Raw genomic sequence first — 20,438 nt, forward strand, 5'->3', positions numbered from 1 at the left:
GTTTCGCGGCTTATGCGCGGTTTTGTCCCCGCAGAAAGTGCAAGATCGCGAGGGCGAGGGCGAGGGCGAGGGCGCGGTGGGGTGGGTTAGTGGGTGCGGCGGATGTCGTAGGCGGGGCCGTCCGGGCCGGTCACCGCGCCGAGGAACTCCTGGCCGCGCATCCGGCACCAGGCGGGGATGTCCACCGCCGCGGCCGGGTCGTCGGCGAGCACCCGGACCGCCGTGCCGACCGGCACCTGCGGCATCCGGCGGGCCGCCGCGATCACCGGCAGCGGGCAGCGCTGGCCCCGGCAGTCGAGCACCTCGTCCGGCATCGTCACAGCCCCACCACCCCGGCGTCGGCGCGCAGCCCGGCGACGATCCTGGGCAGCTCGGCGAGGAACCGCTCGACGTCGGATTCGGTCGTGTCCCGGTGCAGGCTGACCCGGACGTTGCCGTGCGACAGCACCCCCATCGCCTCCAGCACGTGCGACGGCCGCAGCGTGGACGACGTGCAGGACGAGCCGGACGACACCGCGAAGCCGCGCCGGTCCAGCGCGTGCAGCAGTGTCTCGCCGTCGACGTACAGGCAGGAGAACGTCACCAGGTGCGGCAGGCGCAGGACCGGGTCGCCGACCACCTCGACGTCGGGCACCTCGGCCGACACCCGCGCCCGGATCCGGTCCACCAGCGGCCCCAGCCGGGCCTCCTCGGCCGCGGCGTCGGCCGCCGCCGCGCGCAGGCTCGCCGCCGCCGCCACCACCGCGGGCAGGTTCACCACCCCGGGGGTACGCCCACCCTCCCGCTCGTCGGCCGGCCACGGCGACTCCCAGCGGGTGCCCTTGCGGACCGCCAGCAGCCCCACCCCGGGTGGCCCGCCCCACTTGTGGGCGCTGGCGCTGAGCATCGACCAGCCGGCGGGCAGGGGCACCCGCCCGACCGACTGCGCCGCGTCGACGTAGAGCGGCACCCCGACGTCGGCGCAGACGGCCGCCGCTTCGGCGACCGGCTGCACGGTGCCCACCTCGTGACTGGCCGTGATCAGCGCGGCCAGCGCCACCCCGGGCGCACGGACGGCCGTCGACCAGGCGGCCAGATCCAGCCGCCCCACCCGGTCGACCGGCACCGCGTGGGCGACGCCGCCGGCCGCGACGTGCCGCTCGGCGGCGTGCAGGACGGCGGAATGCTCGATCGCGGAGTGCACCAGCGTCGCCCCGGCCCGGTGCCGTCCCGCCAGGCCGCCGAGCACCGCGCCGTGGGCTGCGGTCGTACCGCTGCTGGTGAAGGACAGCTCGTCGGCGCGGACGCCGAGCGTCTGCGCGGCCGCCTCGCGGGCGGCGTCGAGCAGTTGTCGCGCGCGGCGTGCCTGGCTGTAGAGCTTTCCCGGGTCGGCCCAGCCGTCTTCCAGGGCGGCCAGCAGCGCCTGCCGGGCGACCGGATGCAGGGGCGCGGCGGTCGCCGCGTCCAGGTAGACCGAAGAGGCGCTCACGGATCAGTACGCTATCGCGACGTTATGCCCAGGATCCCCCCGATGGGGGCGGACAGTGACCCCACCACGGCCGAGTCCGTCATGGTCGAGTAATCTGCGACCGTCGGTGACGCCTTTGCCGCCGGTGCTGAGGAAAGACGCACCGCGGCGCGCTAGGGAGGCAGGACCAGGTGGTCGCAAGGAGTTCGGAGGTACGGCCGTCGGCCGTACGGCACGGTGCTGCCCCAGGGGTCGGTGGACGCCGGGGACGCGGTGCTGGTCGGTTGGCCGGGCTCGGTCTCGGGGGCGTGGCTCTGCTGGTTCTGCTCACGGGCTGTGACGTGGGCCAGACGTTCGGCGGCTTCGGTTGGCCGCAGGGCGGCATCTCGGCCGAGTCGCACCGGATGTACGACCTGTGGATCGCCTCCTGCGTCGCCGCGCTCGCGGTCGGCGTCTTCGTGTGGGGCCTGATCTTCTGGTGTGTCGTGCGCTATCGCAAGCGCGGCAACGCGCTGCCGGTGCAGACCCGCTACAACCTGCCGATGGAGTTCCTTTACACCATCGCGCCGATCCTGATCGTCTCCGTGCTCTTCTACTACACGGCGGTCGTGCAGACCGACGTCGACAAGCTGTCGAAGAACCCGGACGTCACGGTCGAGGTCGTCGCCTTCAAGTGGAACTGGCAGTTCAACTACCGCGACGGTCAGGGCACGGAGGCCCGCACCACCGCGTCGACGCTCGGCACCAGTGAGGTCATCCCGGTGCTCGTGCTGCCGACCAACCGGTCCATCCGGTTCGAGGAGACCAGCCGCGACGTCATCCACTCCTTCTGGGTGCCGGAGCTGCTGTTCAAGCGGGACGTCATGCCGGGCAAGATCCGCAACGTCTTCGAGGTCTCCAGTCTGGATGCCGAGGGCGCGTACGTCGGCCGCTGCGCCGAGCTGTGCGGCAGCTACCACGCCTTCATGAACTTCGAGCTGCGGGTGGTCTCGCCGGAGAAGTACGACCAGTTCCTCGCGGCGAAGCAGAGTGGCAAGTCGACTCAGGACGCGTTGGCCGCGATCGGCGAGGAGCCGTACGCGGAGAAAACGCAGCCGTTCGACACCCGACGGACGCAGAGCAACTTCAACCCGGACGACGCTCCGGCCGGCACGGGAAGCTGAGGCAGCCGCATGAAGACCGAGTGGCGTATCTTCCTGATCATCGCCGGGTTCCTCTTCGGCTCGGCCATCCTCTACGGCGCCTGGACCCACGGTGAGTCCGGCGGCAACATCGAGTGGGTGGGCACCGTCGCCCTGTTGCTGTCATTTATGCTCTGCGCGATGTGCGGTGGCTTCTTCTGGTTCGTCTCCCGCCGTATCGATCTGCGCCCGGAGGACCGGCCGGACGCCGAGATCTCCGACGGCGCCGGTGAGGTCGGCTTCTTCAGCCCGGGCAGCTACTGGCCGTTCGGCCTGGCGATGGCCGCCGCGATTGCCGCGCTGGGCATAGTGTTCTGGCAGTACTGGCTGATCGGCGCCGGCTTGGTGGCGGTCGTCTTCGCCGCCTGTGGCCTGCTGTTCGAGTACTACACCGGCACCCGGCGCACCGCCGAGCACTGATCCACCCGGCCGCCCGACGCGACCGATCCGGTACCACCGTGAAGGCCCGCACCCCGTCGGGGGAGCGGGCCTTCGTCGTGGCGCACCGGATTGCCGCCAGTCTGCGGTGTGGGTGTGGCGGGATGCCGCCACGGCGGCGCCGTGGAGGTGGTGGCGCCGTGGGGGTGGCGGCGCACCGGCGCTGCCGGCACGTCGGCGAGCTGGGACGGATCGGGGCAGTGCGGGTCAGGCGGCGTGGCGCCGGGTGGGCTGGCGACGTCGGCGGTCGGCCAGCCGGGTGACGGGGGCGGCGAACGTGGCGATCACCACGGCCGCGCCGCAACCGATGCAGATCAGCTCGGGGCAGTCGCTGCCGTGGCCGTCGACGCAGGGCGGCGCCTCGAACGATGCCACGCCCTCGCAGACGTCGCAGTAGAGATCGCGTTGCGACACGGGCGTCTCCTCTCACTCCAGGCGAACCGCCCCCGAAACGCGACAGCGGCGCACCACGGAAGCGGAGAACTACTCGCCTGTAGTTTCCCACGCGGGTCCGACAAATCTCCGCGCCGGCCGGCCGCGCACCGTCGGCCGGGCACCGATGGCACCCGGACGGGGGCCGCCCCGCGTGATCCACTCGACATCGGTGAGGTCGGGGTGTCCGGGCCGGCCGGACACCGCGAACTCCCGTGAACCCGGGTCGACCACCCAGCAGCGGATCAGGCGGTCGTGGCGGCCTCGGCGGTGGTGGCGGTCTCGATCCAGCGGTCCAGGGTGGCCGCCGCCGCGCCCGAGTCGATGGAGTCGGCGGCGCGGTCCAGGCCGGCGCGCAGCGCCTCGGTCAGGTCGCCGTCCAGCGGCCCCTGGGTCGCGAGCGCCGCCGCCGCGTTGACCAGCACCGCGTCGCGGACCGGGCCGGTCTCACCGGCCAGCAGGCGACGGGCCGCGGCGGCGTTGTACGCGGCGTCACCGCCGCGCAGGTCACCGAGGGTGGACCGGGGGACCCCCAGGTCGGCCGCGTCCAGCACAGCCTCGCGTACGGCGCCGCCCTGCGCCGCCCACACGCGGGTCGGTGCGGCGGTGGTGAACTCGTCCAGCCCGTCCTCGCCGCGCATCACCAGCACCGAGTCGCCCCGGGCGGCGAACACGCCGGCCATCACCGACGCCATCCGTGCGTCGAAGCAGCCGACGGCGCCGGCGCGGGGGCGGGCCGGGTTGGTCAGCGGGCCGAGGAAGTTGAACACGGTGGGGACGCCCAGCTCCCGGCGGACCGGCCCGGTGTGCCGCATTCCCGGGTGGAACCGGGCGGCGAAGCAGAACCCGATGCCGGCCTCGGTGACGCAGCGCACGATGGCGTCCGGGTCGAGGTCGAGCGGGACGCCGAGGAACTCCAGCAGGTCGGCGGTGCCGCAGGAGGAGGACGCGGCCCGGTTGCCGTGCTTGACCACCCGGACACCGGCGCCCGCCACGACCAGGGCGGCCATGGTGGAGATGTTGACCGTGTGGGCGAGGTCACCGCCGGTGCCCACCACGTCCAGAGCGGTCGAGCGCAGGTCGTCGGGCAGGTCGACCGGGACGGCCCGGCTCAGCATGGTCTCCACCAGGCCGGCCAGCTCGGCCGAGGTCTCGCCCTTGGCCCGCAGCGCCACGGCGAAGCCGGCGACCTGCGCGGCGCCCGCCGAGCCGGCCATGATCTCGCCCATGGCCCAGGCGGTGTCGGCGGTGGACAGCTCCTCGCCGCGCAGCAGCGAGTTGAGCAGGTGCGGCCAGGTCCGATCGCCCATGGCGGGCCTCCCGAGCGTACGAAGTGCGGGTGGGCTGGAATCGGCGCCGGCTGGTCCGGCGCCGTGTCGGTGCCGGAGAGCGGGGGACGTCAGGCGGGTGCGTGCGTCCGCAGCAGCTCGGCCACCGTGCTGCCGGTGGTCACCGGGTCGAGCGGGTGCACCAGCGTCGCGTCGACCTCGGCGTACGCGGCGAGCCATCGGTCCGCGGCGCGGGCGATCACCAGGCAGGTGGGAGGGGCGTCGTCCCGATCGTCCTTGATCTGGCGGGCGATGCCGATGCCGCCGCCGGGGCTCGCCTCGCCGTCGAGCACCAGCAGGTCGATCTCGTAGTCGTCGACCAGCCGGATGGTCTCGGCGTACGTCGACGCGTCGACGAACTCGATCTGCAGCCCGGGCGCGGGCCGGGTGCCGACAGCGAGCCGCATCCGGTCACGGACCTGCGGGTCGTCGCTGTAGAGCAGGACGGTGCACAGACGATCGCTCATGGTTGACAGGCTCCCACCTCGTAGCTGCCCGCCGATCGTACCGGTCGACGTGACGTAGCCGACATCCCGCCCGACGCTCGGCCGCTAACGTACCGTCTGCGCAGCTCAGGTCGTCGCGGCGCCGGCCGCGCGCTCGCGGGCCTCCTGGCGGTCCAGCTCGCGGTCCACCCGGCGGGCCTCCCGTTCGGACTGCTTCACCCATTGCACGACCAGCACCGCGAGCATGGTCACACTGACGAACTCACCGCCGGCCCAGAGGATGCCCCCGGCGACCACCTGGTCGGCCTTGGGATCGGCCCAGCTCAGGTTGAGCGACGGGTACCAGTCGCCGCCGAAGAGCGTGGTGCTCTGCATGATGGTGAGCCCGAGCACGGTGTGAAAGGGCACGGAGAGCAGCATCAGCAGGGCCCGCGCCGGGTACGGCCAGCGGCCCGGGAGCGGGTCGAGGCCGAGCAGCGGCCAGAAGAACACGCAGCCGGTCATGATGAAGTGCGCGTGCACCAGCTCGTGCGCCCAGACGTGTTCCAGGGTGAAGCGGTACAGGTCGCTGAAGTACAGCGCGAACGGGTTGACCACGAAGATGGCGAACGCCACCAGCGGGAAGCTGTAGACCCGGGCGACGCGGCTGTGCACGATCGCCAGGAGGCGCTTGCGCGGCCCGACGGGCAGGGTCCGCAGGGCCAGCGTCATCGGTGCGCCCAGCGCCAGGAAGATCGGCGACACCATGGAGAGCACCATGTGCTGGACCATGTGCACCGACAGCAGCGCGGTGTCGTAGGCGTGCAGCCCGCTGACCGTGACCAGCGCGATACCGCCGAGGCCGGGGCCGAGGAAGAACACCGTACGGGCGATCGGCCAGCGGTCCCCGCGGACGCGCAGCCGGTGCACCCCGTAGAGGTAGAGGCCGGCGGCGAGCACCAGGCCGAGGGCCAGCCAGCTGTCCAGCCGGGTCTCGGTCAGCACCGCGCCGACGGTGAACGGTGGCGGGGTCGCCTCGGTGCCGGCGGCGAGCACCGACGGGCCGGCCGGAGTGGCCGCGAGCACATCGGCCGGGACGGCCGAGGTGGCGGCGAGGATCGGATCGACGTGCAGCACGCTTTTCAGGCTAGGCCAGGCGAACCGGACCCCGACGCTCGGGCCACGGAAGGCGCAGGTTTGCCACCCCGCTGATCGCCGGCCCCGGTCAGGGGCAATAATGACGGCGTGACTGCGGCCCCAGCCATTGACAAGAGCCGGATCCACTCTCTGACGCGACCCAACATGGTCAGCGTCGGGACGATCGTGTGGCTCTCCAGCGAACTCATGTTCTTCGCGGCGTTGTTCGCGATGTACTTCTCTATCCGCGCGGCTGCGCCGGAGCAGTGGGAGAAGCACACCGAGTTGTTGAACATCCCGTACGCGACCACCTTCACGGTGATCCTGGTGCTGTCCTCGGTGACGTGTCAGCTTGGCGTCTTCGCGGCGGAGAAGGGCGACGTGCACGCGCTGCGGCGCTGGTTCACCGTCACCTTCGTGATGGGCCTGATCTTCGTGTTCGGCCAGCTGAACGAGTACCGCACGCTGGTGCACGAGGGCGTCAAGATCAACGGAGACGGTTACGGGTCGGTGTTCTACCTGACCACCGGCTTCCACGGCCTGCACGTGACCGGCGGTCTGATCGCCTTCATCATCTTCATGGTCCGCACGACCATGGGCCGGTTCACCCCGGCGCAGGCGACCTCGGCGATCGTCGTGTCGTACTACTGGCACTTCGTCGACGTCGTGTGGATCGGCCTGTACGCCATGATCTACTGGCTTCAGTGATCTTGGCGCGTCACGAACCGCGCCGCTGCTCCGTCCCCTGAGACAAGGTCCAACCGGTTAAGGACACAGCTCATGACTTCTGACAACGACCGCCGACGCGGTCTGCTCGCGCGGTTGCGCGGGCGGCCCGCCGCGCGCAGCAGGGGCCGCCGCCGGCTGGGCGCCGCGGTCCGGCTGTTCGCCGCGCTGATGCTCGCCGGCGGCGCCTACACCGCCTTCGCCCCCGGTGCGCAGGCGCAGGACAATCCGCCGCTGACCGGCGCCGCAGCCGAGGGCAAGGCGCTGTTCGACGTGAGCTGTGTGACCTGCCACGGACGCAACGCCCAGGGCGTCGAGGGCCGCGGGCCGAGCCTGATCGGCGTCGGCGCGGCCTCGGTCGAGTTTCAGGTCAGCTCGGGCCGTATGCCGCTGGCCCGCCAGGAGGCCCAGGCGCACCGCAAGCCGCCGGTCTTCACCGACGAGCAGACCCGTCAGCTCGGCCAGTACATCCAGGAGCTGGGTGGCGGCCCGATCGTCCCGGAGGGTGACAACCTCCACCAGAACGGCAACGTCGCGGCCGGCGGTGAGCTGTTCCGGATCAACTGCTCGCAGTGCCACGCCTTCGGCGGTAGCGGTGGCGCGCTCTCGTCCGGCAAGTTCGCCCCGAGCCTGCACCCGGCGACCGACCGGCAGATCTACGCGGCGATGCTGAGCGGCCCGCAGAACATGCCGGTGTTCGGCGACAACCAGATCACGCCGGAGGAGAAGGCCGACATCATCGCCTACATCCAGCAGACGCTGAAGACCGACCAGGACCCGGGCGGGTTCAACCTCGGTCGGTACGGGCCGTCCACTGAGGGCCTGGCGATCTTCCTGGTGGGCATTGTGGCGCTCGTGTTCGCAAGCCTGTGGATTGCGGGCAAGTCGTGACCGAGCGGATCTTCAGATTCAGTGCCGTGGTGCCGCTCGGCGCCACCCGTAGCGAGGTGACGGCATGAGCACGCACACCGAGCACCAGGCCACGCAGGGCCGGGAGCCGCTCGACGTGAACGACCCCAGGCTGACCCGGTTCGACGTCGTCCGTGAGGGCGCGCGTCGGGACGACATCGAGATCGTGCACTACGAGCCGCAGGTGCTGCCCGGCACCAAGGCCGAGCGTCGGCTGACCCGGGTGGTGGCCGGCTTCTTCCTGCTCACCGGCCTGGCGGCGACGGCGTTCCTGGCCATCTACATCTGGTGGCCGTGGCAGTACGCGCCGGGCCGCGGCGGCGACAAGTTCTACACGCCGCTGCTGGGCGCCACCCTCGGCATCGCGCTGCTCGCCGTCGGCTTCGGCATCCTGACCTGGGGCAAGAAGTTGCTGCCCAAGGAGGTCTCGATCCAGGACCGGCACGAGGGCGTGGTGGACGCCGACGGTCGCACCATCACCGGCCAGACCATGCTCTACATGGCCGACGAACTGGGTGTGAAGCGTCGTCCCCTGCTCGGCATCTCGCTGCTGGCCGGTCTCGCGCCGGTCGCCGCGGTCGCGGCGGCGCCGCTGGTCGGCGGTCTGATCTCGCAGCCGCACAAGAACAACCAGATGTTCACCACCGGGTTCGCCACCCCCGAGGGCGGCGAGCGGATCCGCCTCGTCCGCGAGGACGGCCGCCCGGTGCGCCCGGCGGACATCAGCACCGGCGGCCAGCTGACGGTCTTCCCGGGCATCGAGCACGGCGTGAGCAACCGGCACGCCGACTCGCCGACGCTGCTGATCCACCTCCGTGACTCGGACGCGCAGGAGTCCCGCCGGGCCAACGAGCGGATCGGCCACGGCGACTACATGTGGGGCAACTACGCGGCGTTCTCCAAGATCTGCACGCACGCCGGCTGCCCCGCGAGCCTGTTCGAGCAGCAGACCAACCGGCTGCTCTGCCCGTGCCACCAGTCCCAGTTCCTGATCACCGACAACGCCCGGCCCATCTTCGGCCCCGCCAGCCGGCGGCTGCCGCAGCTGCCGATCGAGGTGGACGCCGAGGGCTTCTTCGTGGCGAAGTCCGACTACACCGAGACCGTCGGGCCTGATTTCTGGGAGCGGCCATGAAGCGTCGAAAGTTTGACCTGGCAGCCACGCCGGGCAAGGCCGCGGTGGGGGTGGATGACCGCTTCCAGGTGGCCACCCCGCTCCGTCGGCTGCTGAACAAGGTCTTCCCGGACCACTGGTCGTTCCTGCTGGGCGAGATCGCGCTGTTCTCGTTCATCGTGCTGCTCCTGACCGGTGTGTTCCTCACCTTCTTCTACGAGCCGGCGATGACCGAGGTGGTCTACAACGGCAGCTACGCGCCGTTGCAGGGCACGCCGATGTCCGCCGCGTACGCCTCCAGCCTGAACATCTCGTTCGACGTCCGCGGCGGTCTGGTGATGCGACAGATGCACCACTGGTCGGCGCTGCTGTTCATGGCCGCGATCGTCGTGCACATGCTGCGGGTCTTCTTCACCGGGGCCTTCCGCAAGCCGCGCGAGACCAACTGGATCATCGGCTCGCTGCTGTTCTGGGTCGGCTTCCTGGCCGGCTTCACCGGCTACTCGCTGCCGGACGACGGGCTGTCCGGCACCGGCCTGCGGATCGCCTCGGCGATCATGCTGTCCATCCCGGTGATCGGCTCCTGGCTCACGTCGTCGATCTTCGGTGGCGAGTTCCCCGGCACGATCATCATCAGCCGGTTCTTCATCGCCCACGTTCTGCTGATCCCGGGTCTGCTGCTCGCGCTGATCAGCGCCCACCTGGGCCTGGTCTTCAAGCAGAAGCACACCCAGTGGCCCGGCCCCGGCCGGACCAACGGCAACGTGGTCGGCGAGCGGATGTTCCCCCGCTACGCGCTGAAGCAGGGCGGCTTCTTCATGGTCGTCTTCGGCGTCACCGCGCTGCTGGGCGGTCTGTTCCAGATCAACCCGATCTGGCTGTTCGGCCCGTACGAGGCGTGGGTGGTCTCGGCCGCCAGCCAGCCCGACTGGTACGTCATGTTCCTCGACGGCTCGACGCGGCTCATGCCGGCCTGGGAGATCAACATCCCGATCGGCGACGGGTACGTCATCCCGCCGCTGTTCTGGCCGACGGTCGTGCTGCCCGGCATCCTGGTCGGCCTGTCGACGATGTACCCGTTCCTGGAGGCCCGGCACCTCAAGGACCGCAAGAGCCACAACCTGCTCCAGCGGCCCCGTGACGTTCCGGCCCGTACGGCCGTCGGCGCCATGGCCGTCGCCTTCTACATCGTCTTGACGCTCTCGGGCGCCAACGACGTGATCGCCGACAAGTTCCAGATCAGCCTGAACGCGATGACCTGGGCGGGCCGGGTCGGCCTGCTGCTGGCCCCGCCGCTGGCGTACTACATCACCTACCGGCTCTGCCTGGGTCTGCAGCAGCACGACCGGGAGGTGCTCGCGCACGGCGTGGAGACCGGCATCATCCGGCGCCTGCCGGACGGCCGGTTCGTCGAGGTGCACCAGCCGCTGAGCGCGGCGAACGGGCACGCGGACGGCCACGGTCAGCTGGAGTACGTCGGCTGGGTGGTGCCGAAGAAGATGAACCGGCTCGGGGCCCTCGGCCCGGCGGTCCGGGGCTTCTTCTACCCGATCGAGAAGCCGGTCGAGGCGCCGGTCTCGCCGGGTCACCCGCCGGTCGAGCCCCGGCCCGAGCGCGCGGAGATCGGCAGCGGCGAGAGCCGCCACTGACCTCCCGACCGCAACCTCACGTGGCGTCCGCCGGACTTCCGGCGGGCGCCACGTCGTTGTCGGTGTCCCGTCACCCATCCGAGCAGGAGTCGGACTGCCACGGCGGGACCGGTCGACCCCGCGCGTCGGGCGATCGCAGGAATAACCCCCGTGAGCCGGGTATCCGTGCGGTCCAACGTCTCAAGGGGGGGAAGCATGTTGGGTCTCAAACGCCTCGGCCTGTTGGCCGCGCTGGTGCTGGTAGGCGTCGCGCCGGCTGCGGCCGCGCAGGCCGCGGCACAGCCGTCGACGCAGGACACCCAGTATCTGCAGGCGCTGCACCAGGTGAACCTGTTCGAGATCACCGCCGGTGACCTGGCTCAGCAGAAGGGCCAGAACCAGGGGGTCAAGGACCTGGGCGCGATGTTCAAGACCGACCACACCCAGCTGGACCAGACGGTGCAGCAGACCGCGTCCCAGCTCAACGTCCAACTGCCGAATGAGCCCACGGCCGACCAGCAGGCGGTCATCGACAAGCTGAACAACGTCAGCGGCGCGGAGTTCGACCGGCTCTGGGTGACCAGTGAGCTGGCCGGTCACGTCCAGGCCATCCAGGCCACCCAGACGGAGATCTCGCAGGGCTCCGAGCAGTCGGTGGTCCAGTTGGCCCAGACCGCTCTGCCGACGCTGCAGACGCACTACGACGAGCTGGTTCAGCTCGCCAACCAGCTGGGCATCCCGGTCCCGCAGACCAGCGCCAGCGGTACGCCCAGCCCGGGTACCTCGGCGCCGGCTCCGGGTGGCACCACCACCGAGTCGCCCGCTCCGGGTGGCATCACCGAGTCCCCGGAACCGGGCCTCGGCACCACTGAGCGGCCCGCTCCCAGCGAGAGCTGACGCAGCGGCACCAGACGGCCGGTCCACCCACGCGGGTGGACCGGCCGCGCCGCGTCCGGCGCTGGCCGTCCACACGGCCGGGCGGGTCAGTCGGCGTCGGCGAGGCCGATCGCGAACGTCTCCTCAAGGTCGAGCTGGGAGTACGCCCGGAACGCGATGTGCGACTCCGTGTTCAGCACACCCGGCACCTTGGAGATGCTGCCCGCGATGACCTGTGCGATCTGGTCGAACTCGCGGACCCGGACGATGGCGATGAGGTCGACGTGCCCGGCCACCGAGTAGACCTCGCTGACGCCGGTGACATTGGCCAGGGTCTCCGCCACCTCGGGGATCGCGTCGGTGGCGCAGTCGATCAGCACGATCGCGGTGATCACGGGGCAATTCTCCGTTCGTCGGCGTCGTCGCCCATGCTAGATGTTCCCGGCGGGACCGGGGTCGGGTGTACCCGACGCCCGTCCTCCCGCGCCCGTCGTCGGTGCCGAATGCCGGGTGCCGGTTGCCGGGTGTTTCGGTGTCGGTGTTTCGGTGTCGGGTGCCCGGCGCTGTCGCCATGGGCCGTCGCTTCAGGTACGCCCGCGGCTTGGGCAGGCGTTTTGCCGACGAGCGGTATACCTGTGAGTCATATTTATGACTCACAGGTATACCGCTCGTACCAATCATCCCGCCGACGCGCCGACGCGCCGACGCGCCGACGCGCCGACGCGCCGACGCGACCGATCTGCCGACCCGCGGAGCCGGTGGCGCGGCGAGCGGCGGGCCCGCGGGCTTCCGGACCGGGGGCGCGGCGCGCGGGCGGGCGGGTCAGCCGTGGGCGGCGGCGTGCACCGTGCCGCCGTCGCCGAACCGGATCACGTCGTGCAGCCGCTCGCCGCTCCGGACGAGCGCGCCCGGCCAGACCACGCTGCGGCGCACGTCACCCTCGACCCGTGCGCCCGCGCCGACCACCGACTCCACGCAACGCCCGGTCACCGTGGCGGCCGGGTCGACCAGCACGTCGCCGCTCGCGGCGTGCAGGTTGGCCGCTAGGTAGTCGGCGGGGGTGCCGGTGTCGTAGAAGGTGCCCGGGTAGGGCACGACCTCCAGCGCGCCGGCCGCCTCGGCCGGCCGCCACACCGCGCGTACCAGGTCGGAGAAGACCACCGGCAGGTCGCGGACCAGCCGCCACGGCAGCAGCGAGAAGCCGGTGAAGCAGTGCCCGGCGAAGGTGCCGGGCGCGCTCGGGTCGGCGGCGGGCTGCCCGAGCAGGCGTACGGACTCCCCGTCCCAGCCGTCCAGCAGCGCGGCCACGTCGGGGCCCGGGGGAGTGGCGGGGTCGGCCAGGTACGCGTCGGCGTTGCCGACCAGCACCGGCCGACCGGCGATCCAGTCCCGCAGGTTGGCCACCCCACCGGCGGTGCCGAGCGGGTCACCGGGCTCCACCGACAGGTGGGCGCGATCGCCGACGTGCGCGACCACCTGGTCGGCGAGGTAGCAGGCGTTCACCGCGACGCGTGCGGGACCGCTCAGGCCGAGGCCGGTCAGGCGGGCCAGCGCCCGGTCCAGCAGCGCCACGTTGCCGACCGGGCAGAGCGCCTTGGGCACCCGTGCGGTGAGCGGGCGCAGCCGGGTGCCCTCACCTGCGGCGAGCACGACCGCGCAGACGTCCGCCGGCCCGCCCGTTCCGCTCACGGCGCGGTGTCAGGCACCGGAGGCGGGAACTGCCCGGCCAGCGGCCCGATGTCGTAGTAGGCGAGCAGCCGGGCCGTCGGCCAGGTCAGCTTGGGCAGGTCGTCCAGCGGATGCCAGGCGGCCTCGAAGACCTCCGCGCCGTCGACCGCCAGCTCGGTGCTGGACGCCGGCACCTCCGTCTCGAAGACCATGTCCACCCAGCCCTTGGCGTGCACGATCGCGTTCGGCACCGCCGGGCGCAGCCGGGACGGTGGAAGCCGGATGCCGGACTCCTCGAACAGTTCCCGGGCGGCCCCCACGACCGGAGGCTCGGCCCGGTTGAGCAGGCCGGCGGGCAGCGACCAGCCCTTGCCGGGGGGCTGGCGCAGCATCAGCAGCCGGCCCGCGCCGGTCGCCTCGGAGTCACGGACCAGGGTGACCGCCCCGACGATGTACTTGGGCACGGCCAGCCTGACCAGGCGACGGCGCACCGGCAGAGGCAACCGGTAGAAGGCCTGGTAGAAGATGGCCCGACCGGTGGCGCGGGAACGGGGGATCATGACCCCAGGCTAGTGGTCACGAATGTCCCTCGGACGCGCTGGGGCCGGGCCGGTCACTGGCGATGGTCGACCAGGTCGATGAGCTGGCGTACCACGGTGTCCGGTTCGATCACCCGGTCGAAGACCGCGACCAGCAGGGTCTCCAGGTCGGGATAGCCCAACTCCTCGGAGAGCCGCAGCAGCGGCAGGTCGCTGGCGAGGCCGCGGTTGTGCTGGCGCAGGGCGAGCCCGATGGTGGCCCGACCGAGACGGACCTTGTCGCTGATCGTGATGCCCGGCTCGGTGTGCTCGGCGAACCACCTGTTGATCTGCATCTGCGCGTGCGGCGACTTGACGAAGCCCAGCCACTCCTTGCGCGGGCCGCGCGGCGCCACGCCGGCCTCGAAGCCGTTGTCGCCGTCGCTCTCGGTGAAGATCTCCACCACGTCGCCCTCGTCCAGCTCCGAACTCAGCGGCGCGAGCCGGCCGTTGATCCGGGCGGCGAGGCAGTGGTCGCCCCGCTGGCTGCCCAGCTCGTACGCCAGGTCGACAGGTGTGGCGCCGGCCGGCAGCACGACCTGACGCCCGTCGGCGAAGACCTGGATCTGGCCCTCGGCGAGGTCGCAGCGCAGCGACTCGTAGAACTGCGCCGGGTCGGCGGCGTCCGGCTCCCAGTCGAGCACGCGGCGCAGCCAGTCCAACTGCTCGGCCCGGGCCGCCGCGCTGCCGCCGGAGCGTGGAAAGCGGAAGTCGGCGGCGATGCCGTACTCGGCCGAGCGGTGCATCTCCTCGGTGCGGATCAGCACCTCCACCGTGCGGTCCTGCGGGCCGCAGACGCTCGTGTGCAGCGAGCGGTAGAGGTTGTTCTTCGGTGAGGCGATGAAGTCCTTGAAACGGCCCGGGACCGGCCGCCACGTGCCGTGGATCGCGCCCAGGGCGGCGTAACAGTCGGTGGCGGGCCCGTCGACCACCACCGAGATGCGGGGCAGGTCGAACGGGGCGGTGTGGCCGCCGGCGATGGTGTCCTTCCAGATCGAGTAGAGGTGCCGGGGGCGCGGGCTCACCTCGGCGTCGACCCGGCCGCGGCGCAGCGCCGCCCGGGCCCGTGTCACCACCGAGTCGAGGTACGAGTCCCAGCCGGGCCGATCGTGCACGTGCCGGGCCAGCCGGGCGTGCTCGTCGGGCTCCAGGTGCAGCAGCACCACGTCGTCCAGCTCGCGCTTGAGGGTCTGGATGCCCAGCCGGTCACAGAGCGGGACCAGCACCTCCTGGGTCTTGCGGGCGATCCGTTCCCGGGACGCCGCGGAGCGCACACCGAGCGTACGCATGTTGTGCAGCCGGTCGGCCAACTTGATGATCAGCACCCGGACGTCCTTGGCGGCCGCGACGATCATCTTGCGGATCGTCTCCGCCTCGGCGGCCTTGCCGTAGAACGCCTTGTCGAACTTCGTCACCCCGTCGACCAGGTGGGCCACCTCGCCGCCGAAGTCCTCCGACAGCGCCTGGAGCGTGTAGCGGGTGTCCTCCACCGTGTCGTGCAGCAGCGCCGCCACCAGGGTCGTGGTGTCCATGCCCAGCTCGGCGCAGATCTGCGCCACCGCGAGGGGGTGGGTGATGTACGGTTCCCCGCTCTTGCGGAACTGGCCGCGGTGCATGTTCTCCGCGATCGTGTACGCCCGGCGCAGCACGGCGGGATCGGTGCCCGCGTGAATGCCCCGATGGGTGCGGACCAGGTGGGTGACCGGGTCGGAGTCGGTGGTCGGCCAGGTCAGCAACGACCGCAGTCGGCGGGTCAGGGGCAGCTCACCCGACCGGGTCGGCAGGGCGCCCCCCAGGGCGGCGCCGTGTCCGGCGTCGACGTCCACGAGGGACACCTCCTCACCCCGGCTCCGCGACCGCCGGACCGGGCGATCGGGAGCAGGCCCACGAAACGGGCAGGACTGCACTTCTCTAACAGCCTAAGGGAGTCGACGTAGTCCGATCGGTCAGTTGGTCATGAGCGTTCGGTCGAGAGTTGGTGCGACGCCCCGCTCTCGGCCTTCGCCAGCAGGTCACGGAAGCGGCCCGCCCCGCCCGCCGGCGAGGACCAACCGGACGACATCTCGACCAGCCGGGTCTCCGGCCGCTCCAACCAGGACAGGATGCGCTCGGATTCCTCGGCCGTGGCCGACGGCACCGGGCCGTGCCCGCCCGACACCGTCTCGGCGGTGGCCCGGATGGCGTTCAGCGTGGGTCGCGGGTGGACGCCGGGCGGGGACACCCCAGCCCCGGCCAGGCGACCGTGCCGGACCAGGGCCAGCTCCCAGCCGCCCCGGGCGGCCGGTCGGGCGGCGGCCAGCTCCACGATCCCGGTCAGCGCCGCCAGCCGTTGCATCCGCACGGTGGCGCGCAGCACCGCGGCCAGCCGGGACCGCACCACGGCGGCCTCCTCGTAGCGCTGGTCGGCCGCGAGCACGTCGATCCGCGCCAGCAGTGCGTCCACCACCGGCTGCGGGTCGCTGGCGGTCGCGGTGCGGAACGGCCCGGCTGCTCTGTCGTCGTACTCCTCCGGGGTGATCTTGTGTTCGCAGGGCGCCGGGCAGCGACCAAGCTCGGCCAGCGCGCAGGCCGGCGTGACGGTGCGCAGCGAGAGCCGGTGCGTGCACTGGCGCAGCGGCACCGCGTCGTGGAAGCCGGCGGCGGCCAGCTCGGCGGCCCGCCGGGAGGTGAAGGGGCCGAGGTAGGCGGTGTCCGTGGGGGAGAGGGCCCGGACGATCGACAACCGGGGGTACGGCCCGTCGGTCAGCTTGAGCCAGACCATCCGCTCCGGGTATTTCGACCGCCGGTTGTACGGCGGAGCGTGCGCGGCGATCAACCGCAGCTCGCGGACCTCCGCCTCCAGCGAGTGGGCGCACTCCACCGCCTCGACCCGCTCGGCCGCGCCCAACATCTCGGAGATCCGGGCGCGCTTCTCGCCGGCGGTGAAGTAGCTGCGCACCCGGGTGGCGATGTCGCCCGAGGTGCCGACGTAGAGCGGCCGATCGTCGGCGGCCCGGAAGATGTAGACGCCGGGGACCTTGGGCAGCCCCTCGGCCAGGTGTCGCTTGCGGCGTTGCGTCGGGGTGACCGCGCGGGCGAACTCGATGGCGTCGCCGACGGTGTCCACCCGGTGCCCACCGAGCCGGCCGATCAGCCCGTGCAGCACGTCGACGGTGGCCTTCGCGTCGTCGAGCGCCCGGTGGGTGGGCTGGGCGGCGGTGCGGAAGTAGGCGGCCAGGGTGCCCAGCTTGCGGTTGGGCACCTCGTCGGGGGTCAGCACCCGACGGGCCAACGCCGCCGTGTCCAGCACACGCGGATTGGGCCAGCGGTGCCCGTGCTTCGCGCAGGCGGCCTTGAGGAACCCCACATCGTACGGGGCGTTGTGGGCGACCAGCACCGCGTCGGCGATGAACTCCAGGAAGCTGGGCAGCACCTGCTCGATCGGTGGCGCCGGCACCAGCATGGCCTGGGTGATCCCGGTCAGCACGGTGATGAACGGCGGAATCGGCTGCCCCGGGTTGACCAGGGTGGCCAGCTCACCCAGGTGCTCGCCACCGCGCACCTTGACCGCGCCGATCTCGGTGATGCCGCCGCCGTCCGGTGCGCCGCCGGTGGTCTCCAGGTCGACCACCACGAAGGTCGTCGCGTACAGCGGCAGGGCCGGGTCCACCCCGCCCACCGCCGGGTCGAGACCGGCCAGTGACTCCTGGACGTACTCTGCCTCTGCCTGTGCCATCGGCGGCACGCTAGCGCCCCGGTCCGACACTCCCGTCGCAGCGGTCTCAGCAGTCACCATGGGCTAGGATGAGAGATCGGCTCACTCACCGGGCGGTGGGCCCGGTCGCGGTGGGAGACTTGCCACATGCCCCTCACCGAGCCGTACGACGACCACCTCCCGCAGGAGGATCCGGTCGGCGGTGACGGTGCCGCGGGCGTTCCGGACAGCAGTGACACACCTGGCGATTCGGGTGGCGAACCGGCGGTCGAGCCGGAGCCGACGCTGCCCGAGCCGGTCCGGCAGCGGATCGTGGCGCTGACCGCCGCCGTGCTGCCCACCCTGCCCGCCGACGAGGTGCCGGTGCCGCTGCGCCGGGTGGCCAAGTTCGCCCCGAATCGCCGGGCCCGACTCGGTGCCCCGGCCATCGCCGCCCAGCTCACCGCCGACCCGCTGTTCCGCCAGCGGGTCACCGCCCGGGTGCTGGCCGACGCCGGTGACCTCGGCGCGGCCGTGGTCGAGGGCACCGCGCCGGCCGCCGCCGATCCGGTCGAGGTGGCCGCGCTGGCCTACCTGGCCCGACCCCGTGGCTGGCGCGAGCTGATCGACGCCAGCGGCGCGGCGGTCCGCGCCGAGGCGGACAGCGCCGTCGTCGCCGAGCTGGTCCGCGAGGCCGAGCAGCGGGCCACCCGCGCGGAGCACGACCGGGCGGTGGCCCGGGTCGAGGCCGAGAAGCTCCGCGACGAGCTGGCGCGGGTCCGCGAGGAGCTGGGCCAGCTCCGCGAGGAGTCCCGTCAGCTGGCCCGTACCCTGCGCGAGACGCAGGCCCGTGAGCGTAAGGCCACCGAACTCCTGGCCACCGAACGCGGCCGGGCCGCACGCGCCAGCGCCGACGTGGACGCCGAACTGCGCCGCGCCCGCGCCCGGCTCGCCGAGGCGGAGGCCGCCGCCGGGGTGGCCCGGGCCAGCGCAAAGGAGGCGCGTTCGGTCGACGACGCCCGCCTCTGGCTGCTGCTGGAGACCATCGGTCAGGCCGCCGTCGGGCTGCGCCGGGAGTTGGCGCTCGACCCGGTGGACAAGCTCCCCGCCGACTTCGTCGCCGACGCGTTCGCCGAGCAGCCGGGCGCCGCCCCGGCCGGCCCAGCCGCCCGTGCCCGCGACACCGACGACCCGGCCCGACTGGACCAGCTGCTCGCCCTGCCCCGGGCGCACCTCGTGGTGGACGGCTACAACGTCACCAAGCGTGGCTTCGGCGAGATGTCCCTGGAGCAGCAGCGTAAGCGCCTCATCACCGGCCTGGGCGGGATCGCCGCGCAGACCGGCGACGAGGTCACCGTCGTGTTCGACGGCGCTGAACGGATGCACGGGCTGCCGCCCGCGCCCCGCGGCGTCCGGGTGCTCTTCTCCCGCAAGGGCGAAACCGCCGACGAGCTGATCCGTCGCCTGGTCCGCGCCGAGCCGGCGGGCCGCCCGGTCGTCGTGATCTCGTCCGACCGAGAGGTCGCCGACGGCGTACGCAGGCACGGCGCGTACCCGCTGGGGGCCGACTCGCTGCTGCGCCGCCTCGCCCGGTCCTGACCGCGCGCCCGGGCCGCGCCGTCGGGGCGGGCAAGAATACGGCGAGGTTTTTGCAGGTTCGGTCGGCGACGGTGTCCGCATCCGCCCGGCACCGTCGGGCACCGGACAAAGGCAGGCGAACGGTATGAGAAAAAGACTGCTGGGCACCATCCTCGGCACGGTTGTCACACTGGCGGCGCTCCTCGTCGCCCCGGGACCGGCCCAGGCGGCCTCGGGGGGCGGCTGCACCGGCGCCTACCCGATCAGCTCGTGCATCTCGTACCAGGGCTCCAACCAGACCGTGGTGGGTGACTTCTACATGAACGCCACACCGGACCAGTCCCGGTGCACGGCGTACCTCCAGCTGCGGACCACGAACAACGGCAACACCTCCTGGATCTACTACGACCTCAGCCGGACCGGCCGGTTCGGACCGATCAGCCGCAACGTCAACGTGATGAACAACTTCAAGGGCTCCGCCGTGGCGGTGGTCGAGGTCTACACGTGCAGCGGAACGTTGCACGGCATCTTCACCAGCCCTCGGGTGTACTACCCGTGACGTCCGGATCCGGCCGCTGGTGCGTCAGCGCCAGCGGCCGGATCGCGTGTCAGACCAAAGCAGTTCAGGTAGACCGGGTGCGGCCGGCTGCCCTCGGCCGAGGGGCGCTTGATCGACACGAGGTCGGCGATGTCGGGGTGTCCGGCCGGTCGGGATACCCCGATTTCGCTGATCTGGAGTCGATCTAGCCCTCAACGGGGCGGTGCGGGCGGTTCTGTCGTACCCGGTGGATAGCGTCGATGTGACCGACGGTGCTCGGGCGACGACGACAGGACGTCGACTGCGCATCGCGAGCGATCAGGAGGTGCGATGCTCATCGACTGCGACGGGTGCGCGAAGCGGGCCGACGGCTGTTCCGGCTGCCCGCTGACCGCCCTGTTCGACGAGACGTCCCCGGCGGCCGGGCTGGTCGCCGCCGAGGTCGAGGCGATCGAGGTGCTCGCCCGGGCCGGCTTCGACGTCGAGGTGCTGGCCGCGCCCGCGCGGCCCGACGCCGCCCCACGGCCCGGTGTCGCCCCACGGCCCGACGCCGCCCCACGGCCCGGTGTCGCCCCACGGCCCGACGCCGCCCCACGGCCCGGTGCCCCCGGGCGCCGGGTCCGCCGGGTGGCCTGAGTTCCCGCCCGGCCACCCGCGCCGGGTCGGGCCGGCGGAGCGTGACACCGCGGGCGAAGCGGGCTTTCGCGGGCCATAGGATGGGCGGTCACGGCGGGAGGAGCGGCGGGATGAGCGGGGTACGAC

20 protein-coding genes and 1 pseudogene are annotated in these 20,438 nt (G+C 72.0%); 10 read left to right on the plus strand and 11 right to left on the minus strand.

Annotation, left to right across the window (positions count from 1 at the left end; all coding sequences use genetic code 11):
- Window positions 1–86 precede the first annotated feature (86 nt).
- Both OG505_RS01780 and OG505_RS01785 read right to left on the minus strand, forming a co-directional pair.
- Window positions 87–320, minus strand: coding sequence for a sulfurtransferase TusA family protein (locus tag OG505_RS01780; RefSeq protein WP_405430496.1), 234 nt, complete (start codon window positions 318–320; stop codon window positions 87–89).
- The gene (locus OG505_RS01785) at window positions 317–1,468 is read right to left on the minus strand and encodes a cysteine desulfurase family protein (protein ID WP_405430498.1); all 1,152 of its coding nucleotides are present in this window, start codon (window positions 1,466–1,468) and stop codon (window positions 317–319) included. Before OG505_RS01785 ends, OG505_RS01780 begins: the two co-directional genes overlap by 4 nt.
- A gap of 170 nt (window positions 1,469–1,638) precedes the next feature.
- On the opposite strand from OG505_RS01785, the gene coxB reads away from it, so the two are divergent.
- Together coxB and OG505_RS01795 are read left to right on the plus strand one after the other, a co-directional pair.
- The gene (coxB, locus tag OG505_RS01790; protein WP_405430499.1) at window positions 1,639–2,610 is read left to right on the plus strand and encodes a cytochrome c oxidase subunit II; all 972 of its coding nucleotides are present in this window, start codon (window positions 1,639–1,641) and stop codon (window positions 2,608–2,610) included.
- A gap of 9 nt (window positions 2,611–2,619) precedes the next feature.
- On the plus strand, window positions 2,620–3,048 hold the full coding sequence (locus OG505_RS01795) for a cytochrome c oxidase subunit 4 (RefSeq protein WP_405430501.1): 429 nt from the start codon (window positions 2,620–2,622) through the stop codon (window positions 3,046–3,048).
- A 225-nt stretch (window positions 3,049–3,273) separates the two neighbouring features.
- Here the strand turns inward: OG505_RS01795 and OG505_RS01800 are convergent, their stop codons facing one another.
- The 4 genes from OG505_RS01800 to OG505_RS01815 form a co-directional block, all read right to left on the minus strand.
- Entirely contained in the window at window positions 3,274–3,480 is a 207-nt protein-coding gene (locus OG505_RS01800) for a hypothetical protein (protein ID WP_405430503.1), read from the minus strand.
- Window positions 3,481–3,743: 263 nt separating this feature from the next.
- Complete coding sequence (trpD, locus tag OG505_RS01805) at window positions 3,744–4,808, minus strand: anthranilate phosphoribosyltransferase (protein WP_405430505.1); 1,065 nt, start codon at window positions 4,806–4,808, stop codon at window positions 3,744–3,746.
- A gap of 89 nt (window positions 4,809–4,897) precedes the next feature.
- A complete protein-coding gene (locus OG505_RS01810; RefSeq protein ID WP_007463197.1) occupies window positions 4,898–5,293 on the minus strand; it encodes a hypothetical protein in 396 nt (131 codons plus the stop codon).
- A gap of 105 nt (window positions 5,294–5,398) precedes the next feature.
- The gene (locus OG505_RS01815) at window positions 5,399–6,388 is read right to left on the minus strand and encodes a cytochrome c oxidase assembly protein (RefSeq protein ID WP_405430507.1); all 990 of its coding nucleotides are present in this window, start codon (window positions 6,386–6,388) and stop codon (window positions 5,399–5,401) included.
- 108 nt (window positions 6,389–6,496) lie between these two features.
- Between OG505_RS01815 and OG505_RS01820 the strand changes: the two genes are divergently transcribed.
- The 5 genes from OG505_RS01820 (at window position 6,497) to OG505_RS01840 (ending at window position 11,662) form a co-directional block, all read left to right on the plus strand.
- Window positions 6,497–7,096, plus strand: a complete 600-nt coding sequence (locus OG505_RS01820) for a heme-copper oxidase subunit III (RefSeq protein WP_405430509.1) — start codon at window positions 6,497–6,499, stop codon at window positions 7,094–7,096.
- Between the two features lie 72 nt (window positions 7,097–7,168).
- Entirely contained in the window at window positions 7,169–8,005 is an 837-nt protein-coding gene (locus OG505_RS01825; RefSeq protein ID WP_405430511.1) for a cytochrome c, read from the plus strand.
- A gap of 64 nt (window positions 8,006–8,069) precedes the next feature.
- Complete coding sequence (locus OG505_RS01830) at window positions 8,070–9,158, plus strand: ubiquinol-cytochrome c reductase iron-sulfur subunit (RefSeq protein ID WP_405430513.1); 1,089 nt, start codon at window positions 8,070–8,072, stop codon at window positions 9,156–9,158.
- On the plus strand, window positions 9,155–10,786 hold the full coding sequence (locus tag OG505_RS01835; RefSeq protein ID WP_405430515.1) for a cytochrome b N-terminal domain-containing protein: 1,632 nt from the start codon (window positions 9,155–9,157) through the stop codon (window positions 10,784–10,786). The genes OG505_RS01830 and OG505_RS01835 overlap by 4 nt, the downstream gene beginning before the upstream one ends.
- Window positions 10,787–10,981: 195 nt before the next feature.
- Window positions 10,982–11,662 (plus strand): DUF4142 domain-containing protein, encoded by a 681-nt coding sequence (locus OG505_RS01840; RefSeq protein ID WP_405430517.1) that lies wholly within the window; start codon window positions 10,982–10,984, stop codon window positions 11,660–11,662.
- A gap of 86 nt (window positions 11,663–11,748) precedes the next feature.
- Here OG505_RS01840 and OG505_RS01845 read toward each other — a convergent pair whose 3' ends face one another.
- From OG505_RS01845 to OG505_RS01865, 5 genes are all read right to left on the minus strand, one after another.
- Window positions 11,749–12,036 carry an Lrp/AsnC family transcriptional regulator gene (locus tag OG505_RS01845; RefSeq protein WP_007463184.1) on the minus strand — a complete coding sequence of 96 codons (288 nt, stop codon included), beginning with the start codon at window positions 12,034–12,036 and terminating at the stop codon, window positions 11,749–11,751.
- Between the two features lie 427 nt (window positions 12,037–12,463).
- Complete coding sequence (locus tag OG505_RS01850) at window positions 12,464–13,330, minus strand: NDP-sugar synthase (RefSeq protein WP_405430519.1); 867 nt, start codon at window positions 13,328–13,330, stop codon at window positions 12,464–12,466.
- Window positions 13,327–13,869, minus strand: coding sequence for an NUDIX hydrolase (locus OG505_RS01855; RefSeq protein WP_405430521.1), 543 nt, complete (start codon window positions 13,867–13,869; stop codon window positions 13,327–13,329). The genes OG505_RS01850 and OG505_RS01855 overlap by 4 nt, the downstream gene beginning before the upstream one ends.
- Window positions 13,870–13,922: 53 nt before the next feature.
- On the minus strand, window positions 13,923–15,713 hold the full coding sequence (locus tag OG505_RS01860; RefSeq protein WP_405434330.1) for a RelA/SpoT family protein: 1,791 nt from the start codon (window positions 15,711–15,713) through the stop codon (window positions 13,923–13,925).
- Between the two features lie 128 nt (window positions 15,714–15,841).
- Window positions 15,842–17,602 carry a DEDD exonuclease domain-containing protein gene (locus OG505_RS01865; RefSeq protein WP_405430523.1) on the minus strand — a complete coding sequence of 587 codons (1,761 nt, stop codon included), beginning with the start codon at window positions 17,600–17,602 and terminating at the stop codon, window positions 15,842–15,844.
- Window positions 17,603–17,728: 126 nt separating this feature from the next.
- Here OG505_RS01865 and OG505_RS01870 point away from each other — a divergent pair, with 126 nt between their 5' ends.
- The 3 genes and pseudogenes from OG505_RS01870 to OG505_RS01880 all read left to right on the plus strand — a co-directional run.
- The gene (locus OG505_RS01870) at window positions 17,729–19,159 is read left to right on the plus strand and encodes an NYN domain-containing protein (protein WP_405430525.1); all 1,431 of its coding nucleotides are present in this window, start codon (window positions 17,729–17,731) and stop codon (window positions 19,157–19,159) included.
- Window positions 19,160–19,283: 124 nt separating this feature from the next.
- Window positions 19,284–19,697 carry a hypothetical protein gene (locus OG505_RS01875; protein WP_405430527.1) on the plus strand — a complete coding sequence of 138 codons (414 nt, stop codon included), beginning with the start codon at window positions 19,284–19,286 and terminating at the stop codon, window positions 19,695–19,697.
- 309 nt (window positions 19,698–20,006) lie between these two features.
- A pseudogene (locus OG505_RS01880) lies at window positions 20,007–20,201 on the plus strand (hypothetical protein); the annotation flags it as partial.
- Between the last annotated feature and the right edge of the window lie 237 nt (window positions 20,202–20,438).

This window comes from Micromonospora sp. NBC_00617 (genome assembly GCF_045161355.1).
Lineage (GTDB): Bacteria > Actinomycetota > Actinomycetes > Mycobacteriales > Micromonosporaceae > Micromonospora.

Bases quoted from the DNA above. Each gene is read 5' to 3' on its own strand.
- OG505_RS01840 (WP_405430517.1), top strand. From the start codon at position 10,982: ATGTTGGGTCTCAAACGCCTCGGCCTGTTGGCCGCGCTGGTGCTGGTA.
- OG505_RS01830 (WP_405430513.1), top strand. From the start codon at position 8,070: ATGAGCACGCACACCGAGCACCAGGCCACGCAGGGCCGGGAGCCGCTC.
- OG505_RS01865 (WP_405430523.1), bottom strand. From the start codon at position 17,602: ATGGCACAGGCAGAGGCAGAGTACGTCCAGGAGTCACTGGCCGGTCTC.
- OG505_RS01795 (WP_405430501.1), top strand. From the start codon at position 2,620: ATGAAGACCGAGTGGCGTATCTTCCTGATCATCGCCGGGTTCCTCTTC.
- OG505_RS01875 (WP_405430527.1), top strand. From the start codon at position 19,284: ATGAGAAAAAGACTGCTGGGCACCATCCTCGGCACGGTTGTCACACTG.
- OG505_RS01870 (WP_405430525.1), top strand. From the start codon at position 17,729: ATGCCCCTCACCGAGCCGTACGACGACCACCTCCCGCAGGAGGATCCG.
- trpD (WP_405430505.1), bottom strand. From the start codon at position 4,808: ATGGGCGATCGGACCTGGCCGCACCTGCTCAACTCGCTGCTGCGCGGC.
- OG505_RS01810 (WP_007463197.1), bottom strand. From the start codon at position 5,293: ATGAGCGATCGTCTGTGCACCGTCCTGCTCTACAGCGACGACCCGCAG.
- OG505_RS01825 (WP_405430511.1), top strand. From the start codon at position 7,169: ATGACTTCTGACAACGACCGCCGACGCGGTCTGCTCGCGCGGTTGCGC.
- OG505_RS01855 (WP_405430521.1), bottom strand. From the start codon at position 13,869: ATGATCCCCCGTTCCCGCGCCACCGGTCGGGCCATCTTCTACCAGGCC.
- OG505_RS01835 (WP_405430515.1), top strand. From the start codon at position 9,155: ATGAAGCGTCGAAAGTTTGACCTGGCAGCCACGCCGGGCAAGGCCGCG.